Origin of the sequence: Micromonospora sp. NPDC048999 (assembly GCF_040649295.1) — a bacterium.
GTDB lineage: Bacteria > Actinomycetota > Actinomycetes > Mycobacteriales > Micromonosporaceae > Micromonospora.
Genome location: NZ_JBEZFI010000006.1, coordinates 59,566 through 73,217, shown reverse-complemented (window position 1 = coordinate 73,217; position 13,652 = coordinate 59,566). Strand labels below are relative to the sequence as shown.

The following is a 13,652-nucleotide window of genomic DNA, read 5'->3' as shown; positions in this document are numbered from 1 at the left end:
CACCCCGCACCTCGCGGGCCGCGGCCCACGCGGAGATCGTGCTCGATCCAGGATCGAGTGGTATCGGAGCGCGGGCAAGGCCACTACATGCGAACCGCTACCGCGGTGACCGGTAGGACGGCCGGCGCTGCGGGAACGATGCCGCGCCCCCGGGGTGGCCCCGGAGGCGCGACAGGCAGCAGCCGACCGTCAGTTCGCCCGGATCAACTGACCCACCAGGCCGTGCTGCTCGTTGTCCGGCCCGGAGCTGAACCAGAGCGTGCCCTGGCCGCCGGTCGTCGCGGTCCCGGGCAGCAGCGCCCAGAGACCGTCGATCGTGATGGCGTCACCCTCGGCGTCCTGCAGCTGGCCCTGGAACTCGGTCCCGTTGAACACGTTGATCCTGCCGTCGCCGAAGTTGCCCACCAGCAGGTCACCGGCGAAGCTGCCGAAGCTGTTCGGCGCGATGGCCATGCCCCACGGCGCGTTGAGCGTCCCCATGCTGGCGACCCGGGACACCTGCCGGCCGAAGTCGGTGAAGAGGTCCACGAAGCCGAGCCCCTCACCGGGCACGTCGTCGTGGGCCGCCGCGTCCTGCTCGGCGTAGCTGACGTAGACCCGCTCGCCGACCGCGAACGCGTTGAACGGCGCAAAGCCCTCCGGCAGGTCCGGGTCCTGGAAGCGGACATCCGAAAAGTCAACCTTGTCGAAGTGCTCGTCGAACACGTCGATCCGCGCGTTGTGGAAGTCGGCGGCGAGCAGGAAGTTGCCGGAGTCCGTATGCAGCAGGGTCGCACCCTTGTAGACCGCGCCCTCCGTCCCGTGGGCAACGACGACGCCATTGGCGCCCGCGTTCTGGTTCCACGCGATGACGTCGCCGCCCTCGGTGACGAAAATGAAGCGGGCGGGCGCACCGCCACCCGCGTCCGGCACCGCGAAGCCGGCCGTGTCGTTGAACACCGCGCCGGTCGGCCCGCCGGGCACGCTGACCGTGATATTGACCTTTTCGACTCGCTCGCCGCCCACCCCGCCGCTGTAGACGGTGGCCGTGTCGGTGCCGTTGTTGGCCACCCACAGCGGCGTGTCCGGCCCCAGGGCGAGGCCCCAGGTGTTGACGGCGTTCGGGTCCACGAGCGCCGGGCTTTGGGAGTCCTGAGTCAGCGCCTGGTCCGAGACCTGGTTGATCACGTCGAAGCGCGGCGTCGGTTGCGTCTGAGGGCCGCCGTCTGAGGCCCACGCTGGACTACCGACGGCGGTCGTCGCGGCCACCGCTCCGATGGCCACCAGCCGTGCCATCTTCGTCGCCATACTGCTCCTCTCGATCGACTGACAGGCCCATAGCGACGCTTTCATGGCGATCGGACGGCCGACGCCAGTTTGATAAAACATTGTCACATTTCACCCGGTAGAGACGCCCTCCCTACCAGCCGCCCGGCCGCCGGATAGCCTGCCCGCATGGCCCGGACCCCGTGGATCTCGCTGACCACCGACTACGGTCTCGCCGATGGGTTCGTGGCGGCGTGTCACGGGGTCATCGCCCGGCTCGCCCCGGCCGCCCGGGTGATCAACGTGACCCACCTGGTGCCACCGGCGGACGTACGCCGGGGTGCGGCCGTGCTCGCGCAGACCGTGCCGGACCTGCCGGCCGGGGTGCACATCGCGGTGGTCGACCCGGGCGTGGGCACCAGCCGACGGGGGATCGCCCTGTCCACCCCGGGCGGGCTGCTCGTCGGGCCGGACAACGGCTTGCTGCTGGACGCCGCCGAGGCCCTGGGCGGGATCACCGAAGCGGTGGAGCTGACCAACCCGGCGTGGCTGGCATCGTCGGTCTCCCGCACCTTCCACGGTCGGGACGTGTTCGCGCCGGTCGCCGCCCGGCTGGCGCTCGGCGCCCCGCTCGCCGAGGCTGGTCCGGCGGTGGACCCGGCGGCACTGGTCCGACTGCCCGCGCCGGTGTTCCGCGCCGAGCCTGACGGGTTCGCCGCCGAGGTGCTGACCGTCGACCATTTCGGCAACGTGCAGCTCGCCGCCCCGGCCGAGCTCCTCGATGGGATGCCGGAGCGGGTCCGGGTGGCCGCTCGGACCGACCGACAACGCCAGCTCGGCGCGTCCGAGGCGGTCGCTGGAGCCGTCGCGATGCACGGGCGTACCTTCGGCGACGCCCCGGTCGGTGGCTTGGTCGCGTACGTCGACTCGGCCGGGCTGATCGCGCTGGCGGTCAACACCGGCCGCGCCGTCGACCTGCTCGGCGTACGCCCCGGCGACGTGCTGACCGTGCACCGGGAAGACTGACCCGGGCGGGCGAGGGACGATGGACGGGTGCCCGAAGGTGACACCGTCTGGAACACCGCCCGCGTCCTGCAGCGGGCGCTGGCCGGCGCCCGGCTCACCGGCTCCGACTTCCGGGTGCCGCAGCTCGCCACGGCCGACCTGACCGGCTGGACCGTCCGCGAGTCGGTCAGCCGCGGCAAGCACCTGCTGCTCCGGCTCACCGCGCCGGACGGGCACGCCGACGGCCGGCGCGACTGGACGCTGCACTCGCACCTGCGGATGGACGGCGCCTGGCGGGCGTACGCCCCGGGCGAACGGTGGGCGGCGCAGCCGGCCCACCTGATCCGGGCCGTGCTCCGCTCCCCGGGCGCGGTCGCGGTCGGCTACCACCTGCACGAGCTGGCCCTGGTGCCGACCGCTGAGGAGGACTCGCTGGTCGGCCACCTCGGGCCGGACCTGCTCGGTCCGGAATGGGATCCGGACGAGGCGGTCCGCCGGCTGGCCGCCCACCCGGACGAGACCATCGGCGAGGCGCTGCTGAACCAGCGCAACCTGGCCGGCGTGGGCAATCTCTACAAGTGCGAGGTGCTGTTCCTACGCGGGACATCGCCGTGGACGCCGGTCCGCGCGGTGCCCGACCTGGCCGAAATGGTCGCCCTCGCACAACGGCTGCTCGCGGCGAACCGGGGCCGGTGGACGCAGAGCACCACCGGCTCGCTGCACCGGGGCGGCACCACCTACGTGTACGGCCGGCGAGCCCAGCCCTGCCGACGCTGCGGCACCGCCATCCGGAGCAAGGACCTGGGCGAGCGGGTCACCTACTGGTGCCCGGTCTGCCAGCCGGACCGCTGCTGACCGGGCGGCTCCGGCTGCCTTCCGGGCCGGCACCGCCCCGTCCGAACGGCACATCACCAAAAAGCGACGTAGCGGCATGGATTGCCAAGCACCGCCCGGATGAGGCGACAGAACCCTGAGCCGGCCGGTGATCGCCGCCTCTGTGTCCAGTTTGTAGGCTGTGCCCCTCGTACATACCAATCCATGGGGGGTAATGGTCTCGTGCGGCTCACCAGGACCAGCCGGATCGGCGCACTCGCGCTGACCGCGGCGTTGACGATCACGGGATGCGGGGCCCTGAGCGGCCCCGACCGGCCCGACGGCGCGAAGACCACGGCCGGTGCCGCGCCGGAAAACGCCGCGCCAGAAGGCGCCGCGCCCGACGATCCCTCGGACGTCGGCGTGATCGTCGCGACCCGCGACGTCGAGATCAGCAGGGGCGGCAAAGCCTTTTCGGTCCGGGTCGAGCTCGGCCAGCTCCGCCGCCGCGACGGATTTGTCACCGTCAACGTCAAGCTGACCCGCACCGACCAGGACGCCACCAGTTGGCAGGTGGGCGAAGCGTTCCAGGGCGACACCATCTCGCTGACCTTCGCCGGGGTGACCCTGGTGGACCGCAAGAATCGCAAGCGATACCTGGTCGCCCGGGTCAACGCGGGCGCCGGTCGGACCCAGGCCAACCAGGCCGAGCGGGAGGAATACCTGGCCTCCTCCGACCTCTCGTCGGTGTTCGTGAGGCCTGGTCAGTCCATCTGGCTGTACGCCACGTTCGGCGCCCCGCCGGACGACGTCACCGCCGTCGACGTGGTCATCCCTCGGGTACCGGTGTTCGAGAATGTCCCGCTCGGCTGAGCGGGTGGCGGCGCTGGCCGTCGCCGCTGTCGCCCTCGGCGTGCTGATCGTCGCACCGGCCGGCCCGGCCGCCACGGCGGAACCTGCGTCACCAGCACCCGGGCCGAGCGTCACTCCCGGCACGGATGTGGCCCGCCCGGCGCTGGACATCACCGCCCCCGCGCTCGACATCGTCGTTCCGATCGAGGACCTGACCGACGGAAGCATCACCGCCGAGTCCCGCTCGCGGGTCGAGCTGACCCTGGCCGCCGACGTGCTGTTCGCCTTCGGCAAGGCCGACCTGACCCCGGCCGCCCGGGCCCGGCTGGTCGAGATCGCCGAGCAGCTCCGCGCCGAGGCCCGGGGCAACGTCCGGATCGACGGCCACACCGACTCGATCGGCAGCGGGCAGAGCAACCTCGCGCTGTCCCGGCGACGGGCGGAGGCGGTCCGCGCCGAGCTGGCCCGGCTGCTCGGCGACGCGCCGGTCCACTTCGTGGTGCAAGGCTTCGGCAAGGCGCGACCGGTGGCGCCGAACCAGGTGGACGGCCGGGACAACCCGGCGGGCCGGGCCCGGAACCGGCGGGTGGAGATCCGTTTCGACCGGTGACAAACCGCCGCCGGTTCGTGGAACTTCCACGAATCGGCAAGATCCCCCAGAGATACGGACGATTGGGTACTTCCCTCCCCCGGCTCTGGCGTCGCATGCTGCGGTTGACCACTGACTGGTCGTCAGCAGCGCGTACGCCCGGCACGCCGGGGTGGCGGCGGACGCGCCTTGTTCCGGGGGAGAGTCATGGCCCTGTTCCGCAGACTCCGGCCGGGCTGGGTCGAGCGCGCCCTCCGGACCGACGAGAACCCCGCGCCGACCGTGCCCGCCACCCGGGTCGCCGAGGAGGAGACCGGGCCGACGCCGGCCAGCCTCGACCCGGCCGCGGCGCCGCGCTGCTTCGGCCCGGTGCCGAACTTCGCCGGCAGCCCGCTGCCGATGCCCGACCGGGCCGGCCGCCCGGTGCCCGGCACCGGCATCCGCAAGTTCGTGGACCCGCTGCCGCTGCCGAGCACGTCCGACAACGCCAGCTCGGGCGCCCGGCTGCCGGTGGCGGTGCCGGACACCATCACCTGGCCCGGCTGCGACTACTACGAGATCGGGTTACAGGAGTACGCCCAGCGCCTGCACCGGGATCTGCCGGCCACCCGGCTGCGCGGCTACCGCCAGCTCAACCTGGGCACCGACCCGTCCGGGCACAACACGGTCTACCCGCCGGACCGGCCCTGGCACCTCGGTCCGGTGATCATGGCACGCCGCGGTCGGCCGGTCCGGATCAAGTTCATCAACCAGCTGCCCACCGGTCGGGCCGGCGAACTCTTCCTGCCGGTGGACGAGACCGTCGACGGGGCCGGCACCGGGCCGCTGGACGGGCCGGCGCCATACCCGCAGAACCGGGCGGTGCCGCACCTGGCCGGCGGGCAGACCGCCTGGATCAGCGCCGGTAACCCCTGGCAGTGGGTGACCCCCGCCGGCGAGATCACTCCGTACCCGGTCGGGGTGGGGGTGACGCCGGTGCCGGACATGCCGCCGCCGGGCGCCGGCGCCACCACCCTCTACTTCCCGAACGAGCAGAGCGGCCGGCTGATGTGGCTGCACGACAACACCCTCGGCCTGGCCCGGCTCACCGTCTACGCCGGGCAGCTCGCCCTCTACCTGCTCACCGATCCGGCCGAGGAACGGCTGGTCGGCGACGGGGTGCTGCCCGCCGACCAGCTGCCGCTGGTGATCCAGGACAAGACCTTCGTGCCGGACGACGCGCAGCTCGCCGCGCAGGACCCGACCTGGGACCGGGACCGCTGGGGCGCCAAGGGCAGCCTCTGGCACCCGCACGTCTACCAGCCCCGGCAGAACCCGTACGGCAGCACCGGCACCAACCCGACCGGTCGCTGGGACTACGGGCCGTGGACGCACGACCCGGACGGCGGGGGCAGCCCGTGGATCGCCCCGACGCCGAATCCGCATCACGACCCGGTCGCCGAGCCGGACGAGCCACCACTGGCGCCCAACGTGCCGCACCCGTCGGCCGTCCCCGAGGCGTACGGGGACACCCCACTGGTCAACGGGGTGGCCTACCCGTACCTGGAGGTGGCGCCCCGGGCGTACCGGTTCCGGATCCTCAACGCCTGCGCGGACCGCAGCCTCAACCTCCAGCTCTACCGGGCCGCCTCGAACCGGCCGATGTGGACCGAGGACGGGCACCTGGCCGACCCGGACGCCGGCGAGGTGCCGATGGTCGAGGCGGTACGGGCCGCCGGGCGGCCGGCATGCTGGCCCACCGACGGGCGCGACGGCGGGGTGCCGGACCCCGGGGCCGCCGGCCCGGCGCTGATCCGGATCGGCAACGAGGCCGGCCTGCTGCCCGCCCCGGTGGTGCTGGCGAACCGGCCGATCGGCTACCGGTACGACCGGCAGGATCCGACCGCGCTCAACGTGGACGAGCACACCCTGCTGCTGGCCCCCGGGGAGCGGGCCGACGTGGTGGTGGACTTCGCCACGCTCCCGCCGGGCAGCACGCTGATCCTCTACAACGACTGCCCCGCCCCGCTGCCCCGGTTCGACCCCCGGTACGACCACCACACCGACGCGCCGGACCGCACCACGATCGGCGGCCTGCCCGCCGCCCGTCCCGGCTACGGCCCGAACACCCGTACGGTGCTGCAGTTCCGGGTGGTCGGCACCCCGGCGGAGCCGTACGACGTGGCCCGGCTCGCCGCCCGCCTGCCCGAGGCGTACGCGGCGAGCCAGCGACCGCCGATCGTGCCGCAACCGGCGTACGACGCGGCCTTCGGCACCCGCACCCCCCGGGAGACGCTGGTCGCGGCACGGGCCACGTCAGTCACCTTCACCCCGCCCGGGGCGGTCATCCCGGTGACCCTGCCGCTGCTGGTGAAGTCGGTCGGGCAGGTCTTCGAAGCCCAGCACGGCCGGGCGGTGGGCCGGCTCGGCGTCGGCCACTCGAACGCCGGCCCGGCGACCGCGACGACCCTGCCGCTGGGACCGGTCGACCCGGCCACCGAGGTGCTGTACCCGACCGACCCCACCGTGCCGGTCGGCGGGGCGGCCGACGGCACACAGCTCTGGCGGATCGTCGGGGATGCCCCGCGTACCCACCCGGTGCACGTCGAGGGCTGCGACGTGCAACTGGTCAACCGGGTCGGCTGGGACGGCACGGTCCGCCCGCCGGACGCCGACGAGCTGGGCTGGAAGGAGACCATCCGGGTCAACCCGTGGGAGGACGTGATCGTGGCGCTGCGCCCGGTCCTGCCCAGCCTGCCGTTCAAGATCGGCGACAGCGTGCGGCTGCTCGACCCGTCCCGGCCGGCCGGCGTCCGGCTCGACGCCAGCCCGGTCAGCCCGGTCGACGGGCGGCCGACCGCCGTGATCAACCAACTGGTGAACCTGGGCTGGGAGTACCGCTGGCAGACCCGCGCGGCGGGGCTACGCGACCAGGGCATGAGCCGGCCTCTGGTGCTGCGGGTCGCGCCCGCGGCCCCGACCGGGCTGACCGCCAACCCGGCACCCGGCTCGGCCACCGCGCTGCCGGCCATCGCGCTGGCCTGGACCGGACACGGCAGCCGGCCCCCGGCCACGAGTCACCTGTTGCAACGAGCCACCGACGCCGCCTTCACCAGCGGGCTCACCGAGATCACCGTGGCCGCCACCGCCACCCGGCACACCGACGCGACGGTGACGCCGGGGGTCACCTACCACTACCGGATCCGCGCGGAGAACGCGGTGAGCTGCTCGGCCTGGTCGAACAGCGTCCCGGCGTCGGTGCAGCTCATCTCCCCGGCGAAGCCGACCGCGGCGGTGCCACCGGCCGCGCCGCTGCGGGTCGCGCTGCACTGGGCCAACCGCTCGTACGCCACCGGCGTGGACGTGCAGCGGGCCACCAACCCGACGTTCAGCAGCGGCCCGGGCACCACCGCCATCGCCGTCGGCGACGCCCACGTCGACCCGGCGGTCGCCCCGGACACCACGTACTACTACCGGGTCCGCACCACGTACCTGGGCGCCGCGTCACCCTGGTCGACGGTCGCCGCGGTGACCACCCCGCCACGGCCGGGGCTGCCGACCGGGGTGAGCGCCACCGCGACCTCGCCCGCCCCGGACACCGCCACGGTGCTCCTGAGCTGGTCCGCCAGCACGCCCGCCGGCCCGGGTTCCGGGTTCGTGGTGCAACGCGCCGCCGACCCCGCCTTCACCTGCGAGCTGGCCACCTTCACCGTCACCGGCCGTGGATTCACCAACACCGGTCTGGCCCGGGGGGTCACCTACCACTACCGGATCCGCTCGTTCAACGTCGTCGGCACCTCCCCCTGGACCTCCCCCATCCCGGTGACCACCCCCACCTCGCCTTGTTGATCAAGGAGTTTGCGTCAAGAATTCGCGCGGTCCCGACGCAAACTCCTTGATCAACCGCGTGCGGTGGGGGTGCGGAGTTCAGCCAGGGCGGAGGCGACGCCGTGCAGGAGGTCGGTCGCCTCGGTGAGGCGGGCGGCGGCCGGGTGCTCGGTGCTCGGGCGGGAGTCCTCGGCCACGTAGCCGGCGGCGGCCACGACCAGCCGCTCGTACGCCGCCACCCCGCTCTCCAGTTGGGCGGTCAGCGTGCCGTGCACCTCGACCAGCGGAGGGTGCGAAGCGATCCTGAGCGCCCGTTCCACGCCGGCCACCCGGGCGGCCAGGTCGCGCAGCGAGCGGTCGGCCTCGGCCGCCTCGCGCACCGCCGGCTCGGCCAGCCCGGTGAGCCGGCCGGACAGCCCGTCCAGGGTGAGCGCCGCCCGATCGAGCCGGGCCCACGCCTGCGCGGCGGTGGTGCCGCGCAGCGCGCGGCGGGACCGGACCCGACGTATCTCGGCCAGGACGCCGGAACCGACGGGCAGGCGCTCGACGGCGGCGACCAGCCGGGCGCGGGAGCGGGCGGCGGCCTCGGCCGGGTCGAGGGCCGGCGGCGCCGGCGTGGCCGCGAGGGCCCGCAGGTCGGCCCAGCGCCAGGCGGCGACCGCGATCGCGCTGCCCGCGGCGCCGGCCCAGATCGCATCCGGCAGGCCGATCCCGGCGTACGGGGTCAGCACCGCCGTCACGCCGGTGAGCCCGCCGGCCAGGACGCTCCACCGGCGGGCGGAGCGCCGCAGCCGACGCAGTCGACGGAAATGCCGGGCCCGTTCGTCCGCCATCGCTCCCCTACCCCTAGCTGGTGGTGCTCTCCCCGGTGCCACGGTCCCGGCTCAGGCTGGCCCGGATCTCGTCCAGTCGGGCGGCAGCTGCCGGATCGGCGGGCTGCGCCGGCGCCACCGCCGGACGATCCTGCCGACCGGAGAGCTGCTCGCCGGCCATGCTCGACCGGATCTGCGCCAGTCTCGCCGACCCGGCCGAGTCGATCGTCGCCTGCTGGATCTCCAGCATGCGGCCCTCGACCGAGTTGCCGGCCAGCTCGGCGCGGCCCATCGCGGTGGAGTACCGGCGCTCGATCCGGTCCCGAACCTCGTCGAGCGAGGGGGTGGTGCCGGGTGCGGTGAGCGCGGACATGGACTCCAGCGAGTGGGCCACGCTCTCCTGCATCTTGGCCTGCTCAAGCTGGCTGAGCAGCTTGGTCCGCTCGGCCAGCTTCTGCTGGAGGATCATCGAGTTGTTCTCGACCGCCTTGCGGGCCTGGGCGGCGGCGGCGAGCGCCTGGTCGTGCAGCGTCTTCAGATCCTCGGCGGCCTGCTCGGCGGTGACCAGCTGGGTGGCGAGGAGCTGGGCGGACTGCTCGTACCGGCCGGCCTCGGCCTCGTCGCCGCGGGCCCGGGCCTGGTCGGCCAGCACCAGGGCCTGCCGGGCGTTCGCCTGAAACTGCTCGACCTCGGACATCTGCCGGGACAGCTTCATCTCGAGCTGCCGCTGGTTGCCGATCACCGCGGCCGCCTGTTGGACCAACGCCTGATGCTGGCGCTGAGCCTCCTCAATGGCCTGCTGGATCTGCACCTTCGGATCGGCATACTCATCGATCTTCGAGCCGAAGAGCGCCATCAGGTATTTCCAACCCTTGACGAACGGGTTCGCCATCTCCGCGTTGTCCCCTCAGTAGCGTCGCGCCGCCTCGACCGGGCCGGGCGGAGTTGACCGACGGGCCGCGCGGTGTGCCTCCATCGTTCCAGGCGTACGCCAGCCCCGACACCCGGACGACCCTGATCAACATTACGCGGCGGGTGCCACCATGGCCACGGCGGCCGAGCGGGGTCAGGCGGCGCAGACCACGTCCCGATCCGCGGAGCGGACCCGGGTGCTGCGCAGCGTGGCCTTGAGCGGCGAATCCTGGCGGACCTGAACGGCCACCGAGCCGTCAGAAGCGACCCGTCGGACGCTCCGGTTGGTCGCCTTGCGGACGGCCGGCGGGGCCACCGGCGTCGGCTCGACCGCCTTGCCGGCCACCGGGACCAGCATCTCCGGCAGCTGCTCGGCCAGGGCGACCGTGTCGCTGACCTCGCGGAGCAGCTCGGAGAGGCGGGCGCCGAGCGCGTCGCAGATCGCCGCCAGCAGCTCGCTGGAGGGCTCTTTCTGGCCGCGTTCGATCTCGGAGAGGTAACCGAGGCTCACGTTGGCTGCGGAGGAGACTTCGCGAAGGGTGCGGTGCTGCCCCTGTCGGCGCGCCCGCAGAGCGTCACCGATCACCCGGCGTAGCAGGACCATCGCACCTCCCTCTGACAGGACCACCATTCTCCGGACCGGCCGCGCCGCTGCCGAGCGCGGCGGACCGCTCCCGGCGCCGTCGTCGTCCGTCGGAGCCTTTCCGCAACGGTACCCGCTGCCCGCCCCCACGACATCCCGCCCCGCCCCTCCAATTGTCCAGATCCGCGGCGGCGGACGGACGGGCGGGCGCTCGCGGGCGGGCCCGCGGTCGGGCGTGTCGCCCGACCGCTCATCGGCGGCCCGCCGCGGCCCGGTCGGGGTCATCGGCCCCGGCGGCCACGTGGATCCGCTCGGTCAGCAACCGCAGCGCCTCGATCACCGCGGCCGAGCGGATGTGGTCGCGGCCACCGTCGAGGTCGAGCCGGCTCACCCGGGTGCCGCCGGGACCGGCGACCGCGACGTACACCAGGCCGACCGGCTTGCCGTCCTGCGGCTGCGGCCCGGCCACACCGGTGGTGGCCAGCCCCCAGTCGGCGCCGCAGCGGCGCCGCCCACCCTCCGCGAGCGCGGCGGCCACGTCCGGGTCGACCGGCCCACGTTCGGCGAGCAGATCCTCCGGTACGCCCGCGAGCTGCGACTTGAGCTCGGTGGCGTAGACCACCAGGCCGCCCCGGTAGACCCCGCTCGCCCCAGCGATCTCCACGATCGAGGCGGAGAGCAGCCCGCCGGTGAGCGACTCGACGGTCGCGAGGGTCTCGCGCCGCAGCGACAGGCGGTGCACCACTCCCGCCGCCGGGCTGCCGACCGGCCGCTCGTGCCGCGCATCCGTCATGCCGATCCTCTCTTCGCCGCTGCCGCCGGCCCTACTCATCCTGCCCGCCGACCCGTCCGTCGCGGGTCGTCGCCGCGCCGGCCGGGGTCAGCGGGTGGGACGACGCAGGCGGAAGGCCTGGGCGATGTAGTCGAAACCGGTCAACACGGTGACGACGACCGCCGCCCCCATGATCCACGGGCCGACGACGGCCACCGCGGCCGGCATCGGCCAGAGGTACCAGGTGATGGCGAGGATCTGGAGCGCCGTCTTGAGCTTGCCGCCCCGGCTGGCCGCGATCACCCCGTGCCGGATTACCCAGAACCGCAGCCCGGTGATGCCCAGCTCACGAAGGAGGATCACCGCGGTCACCCACCAGGGCAGCCGGTCGTACCACGAGAGCAGCACCAGAGCCGCGCCGGTGAGCGCCTTGTCGGCGATCGGGTCGGCGACCTTGCCGAGCGAGGTGATCAATCCCCATCGGCGGGCGATCCAGCCGTCCACCAGGTCGGTCGCCGAGGCGACCACGAAGATCAGGCAGGCGGCGGTCCGCCAGCCGGCATGGATCATCCCGCCGGTCGCCACCGTGGCCGCGAAGACCGGAACAAGCAGCAGCCGCACCGCGGTCAGCACGTTCGCCGCGTTGAGCAGCGGAACCGGGGGCGCCACCGTCGGCTCCGCCCCGGTCATCTCCGCACTCCGCGGCGTACCTCGCACCGCACCACGTGGCTCCCCTGCCTTGCTCGGCCCCGTCGTCACCGTGCCGCGCCGGGCGCCGCCGAGATCATCTCATCCGGCACCGCGATCAGGTCGACACCCTCGGTCGCGGTGACCGTGGCCCGGACCAGGTCGCCGGGGCGCAGCGCGGCGAGATCGACCCCGCCGCCGTCCGGCGCGACCAGGGTGGTCGAGCCGTCCACCTCGGGTGCCTGGTGGGCCGCCCGGCCCTCGACCACGCCGTCGGCGACCAAGTCGACCAGCACCTCGACCGTCGAGCCGAGCCGCTCCTCAGCCCGCTGCGAACAGAGCTCGTCGGCGAGCGCGCTGAGCTTGTCGTACCGCCGCTTGATCGTGGCGGCGGAGACCTTGCCCGGCAGGCCGGCGGCCTCGGTGCCGTCCTCGTCGCTGTAGTCGAACACGCCGATCGCGTCGAGCCGCGCCTCGGTCAGGAACCGGACCAGCTCGGCCATGTCCTGCCGGGTCTCGCCCGGGAATCCGACGATGAAGTTGCTCCGGGCGCCCGCCTCCGGGGCCAGCGCGCGGGCGGAGGCCAGCAGCTCCAGGAACCGGTCGGTGGAGCCGAAACGGCGCATCCGGCGCAGCACCGCCTCGCTGGAGTGCTGGAACGACAGGTCGAAGTAGGCGGCCACGCCGGGCGTGGTGGCGATCACCTCGACCAGGCCGGGCCGGGTCTCGGCGGGCTGGAGGTAACTCGCCCGGACCCGGACGATCCCGTCGATCGCGGCGAGCTGCGGCAGCAGCTTCTCCAGCGCCCGGGGGTCGCCCAGATCCTTGCCGTACGAGGTGGAGTTCTCGCTGACCAGCACCAGCTCGCGGACGCCGGTCTTGGCCAGCCACTCCGCCTCGGCGAGCAGCTCGTCCGGCGTACGCGAGACGAACGCGCCGCGGAACGCCGGGATGGCGCAGAACGCGCAGCGCCGGTCGCAGCCGCTGGCCAGCTTGAGCGAGGCGACCGGGCCGGTGTCGAGCCGGTGCCGCAGCACCTGCCGAAGGTGCGCCGGGGTGTGCTCGTCGGTCTCGGCGGCCACCCGCGTCGGGGTGCCGTGGCCGGGCAGCGAAACCGCCGCGTCCCGCCGCTTGACCGGAGTGAGCGGCAGCAGCTCGCGGCGGTCCCGCGGGGTGTGCGCGTCGAGCGCCTCCCCGGCCACCACCGCGTCCAGCCGGGCGGCGATGTCCGGGTAGTCGTCGAAGCTGAGCACCGCCTGCGCCTCGGGCAGGCTCTCGGCCAGCTCGCGGCCGTAACGCTCGGCCATGCAGCCGGCGGCGACCACCTTGGCGCCGGTCTCGGCGGCGGCGAGCAGCGTCTGGATCGAGTCCTGCTTCGCCTTCTCCACGAAGCCGCAGGTGTTCACGACCACCACGTCGGCGCCCTCGCCGTCGGTGGTCACCTGCCAGCCGTCGGCGTGCAGCCGGGCGGCCAACTCCTCCGAGTCGACCTCGTTACGGGCGCAGCCCAGGGTCAGCAGGGCGACGCGGCGGCTGTTGTGGGAAGGGGAGGTGGCAGACACCATCCGAGGGTAC

General features: G+C 73.6%; 12 protein-coding genes. 5 read left to right on the top strand and 7 right to left on the bottom strand.

Going from position 1 to position 13,652, the window contains the following annotated elements; translation table 11 throughout:
• Positions 1 to 189: 189 nt before the first annotated feature.
• Positions 190 to 1,287, bottom strand: coding sequence for a TIGR03118 family protein (locus AB0C02_RS10945; protein WP_357543512.1), 1,098 nt, complete (start codon positions 1,285 to 1,287; stop codon positions 190 to 192).
• 147 nt (positions 1,288 to 1,434) lie between these two features.
• Between AB0C02_RS10945 and AB0C02_RS10940 the strand changes: the two genes are divergently transcribed.
• From AB0C02_RS10940 to AB0C02_RS10920, 5 genes are all read left to right on the top strand, one after another.
• Complete coding sequence (locus AB0C02_RS10940) at positions 1,435 to 2,271, top strand: SAM-dependent chlorinase/fluorinase (protein WP_357543510.1); 837 nt, start codon at positions 1,435 to 1,437, stop codon at positions 2,269 to 2,271.
• A 27-nt stretch (positions 2,272 to 2,298) separates the two neighbouring features.
• Positions 2,299 to 3,105: a DNA-formamidopyrimidine glycosylase family protein gene (locus AB0C02_RS10935; protein WP_357543508.1), complete on the top strand. Its 807-nt coding sequence runs from the start codon at positions 2,299 to 2,301 to the stop codon at positions 3,103 to 3,105.
• A gap of 201 nt (positions 3,106 to 3,306) precedes the next feature.
• Positions 3,307 to 3,936, top strand: coding sequence for a hypothetical protein (locus tag AB0C02_RS10930; protein WP_357543506.1), 630 nt, complete (start codon positions 3,307 to 3,309; stop codon positions 3,934 to 3,936).
• Positions 3,920 to 4,525: an OmpA family protein gene (locus tag AB0C02_RS10925; protein WP_357543504.1), complete on the top strand. Its 606-nt coding sequence runs from the start codon at positions 3,920 to 3,922 to the stop codon at positions 4,523 to 4,525. The genes AB0C02_RS10930 and AB0C02_RS10925 overlap by 17 nt, the downstream gene beginning before the upstream one ends.
• Positions 4,526 to 4,711: 186 nt before the next feature.
• Positions 4,712 to 8,332: a hypothetical protein gene (locus AB0C02_RS10920; protein WP_357543502.1), complete on the top strand. Its 3,621-nt coding sequence runs from the start codon at positions 4,712 to 4,714 to the stop codon at positions 8,330 to 8,332.
• 50 nt (positions 8,333 to 8,382) lie between these two features.
• On the opposite strand, the gene AB0C02_RS10915 is transcribed toward AB0C02_RS10920, so the two are convergent.
• The 6 genes from AB0C02_RS10915 to rimO all read right to left on the bottom strand — a co-directional run bounded on the left by AB0C02_RS10915 (position 8,383) and on the right by rimO (position 13,642).
• Positions 8,383 to 9,144, bottom strand: a complete 762-nt coding sequence (locus AB0C02_RS10915) for a hypothetical protein (RefSeq protein WP_357543500.1) — start codon at positions 9,142 to 9,144, stop codon at positions 8,383 to 8,385.
• Between the two features lie 13 nt (positions 9,145 to 9,157).
• Positions 9,158 to 10,015, bottom strand: a complete 858-nt coding sequence (locus tag AB0C02_RS10910; RefSeq protein WP_357543498.1) for a PspA/IM30 family protein — start codon at positions 10,013 to 10,015, stop codon at positions 9,158 to 9,160.
• Between the two features lie 174 nt (positions 10,016 to 10,189).
• Positions 10,190 to 10,639: a helix-turn-helix transcriptional regulator gene (locus tag AB0C02_RS10905; RefSeq protein ID WP_357543496.1), complete on the bottom strand. Its 450-nt coding sequence runs from the start codon at positions 10,637 to 10,639 to the stop codon at positions 10,190 to 10,192.
• Positions 10,640 to 10,868: 229 nt separating this feature from the next.
• A complete protein-coding gene (locus tag AB0C02_RS10900) occupies positions 10,869 to 11,411 on the bottom strand; it encodes a CinA family protein (protein WP_357543494.1) in 543 nt (180 codons plus the stop codon).
• 87 nt (positions 11,412 to 11,498) lie between these two features.
• Positions 11,499 to 12,080, bottom strand: coding sequence for a CDP-diacylglycerol--glycerol-3-phosphate 3-phosphatidyltransferase (gene pgsA, locus AB0C02_RS10895; protein ID WP_357543492.1), 582 nt, complete (start codon positions 12,078 to 12,080; stop codon positions 11,499 to 11,501).
• A gap of 65 nt (positions 12,081 to 12,145) precedes the next feature.
• A complete protein-coding gene (rimO, locus tag AB0C02_RS10890; RefSeq protein ID WP_357543490.1) occupies positions 12,146 to 13,642 on the bottom strand; it encodes a 30S ribosomal protein S12 methylthiotransferase RimO in 1,497 nt (498 codons plus the stop codon).
• Between the last annotated feature and the right edge of the window lie 10 nt (positions 13,643 to 13,652).

Excerpts from the sequence above, each read along its gene's own strand:
- AB0C02_RS10945 (WP_357543512.1), bottom strand. The coding sequence starts at position 1,287 with ATGGCGACGAAGATGGCACGGCTGGTGGCCATCGGAGCGGTGGCCGCG.
- AB0C02_RS10940 (WP_357543510.1), top strand. The coding sequence starts at position 1,435 with ATGGCCCGGACCCCGTGGATCTCGCTGACCACCGACTACGGTCTCGCC.
- AB0C02_RS10925 (WP_357543504.1), top strand. The coding sequence starts at position 3,920 with ATGTCCCGCTCGGCTGAGCGGGTGGCGGCGCTGGCCGTCGCCGCTGTC.
- AB0C02_RS10920 (WP_357543502.1), top strand. The coding sequence starts at position 4,712 with ATGGCCCTGTTCCGCAGACTCCGGCCGGGCTGGGTCGAGCGCGCCCTC.
- AB0C02_RS10915 (WP_357543500.1), bottom strand. The coding sequence starts at position 9,144 with ATGGCGGACGAACGGGCCCGGCATTTCCGTCGACTGCGTCGGCTGCGG.
- AB0C02_RS10910 (WP_357543498.1), bottom strand. The coding sequence starts at position 10,015 with ATGGCGAACCCGTTCGTCAAGGGTTGGAAATACCTGATGGCGCTCTTC.
- AB0C02_RS10905 (WP_357543496.1), bottom strand. The coding sequence starts at position 10,639 with ATGGTCCTGCTACGCCGGGTGATCGGTGACGCTCTGCGGGCGCGCCGA.
- AB0C02_RS10900 (WP_357543494.1), bottom strand. The coding sequence starts at position 11,411 with ATGACGGATGCGCGGCACGAGCGGCCGGTCGGCAGCCCGGCGGCGGGA.
- pgsA (WP_357543492.1), bottom strand. The coding sequence starts at position 12,080 with ATGACCGGGGCGGAGCCGACGGTGGCGCCCCCGGTTCCGCTGCTCAAC.
- rimO (WP_357543490.1), bottom strand. The coding sequence starts at position 13,642 with ATGGTGTCTGCCACCTCCCCTTCCCACAACAGCCGCCGCGTCGCCCTG.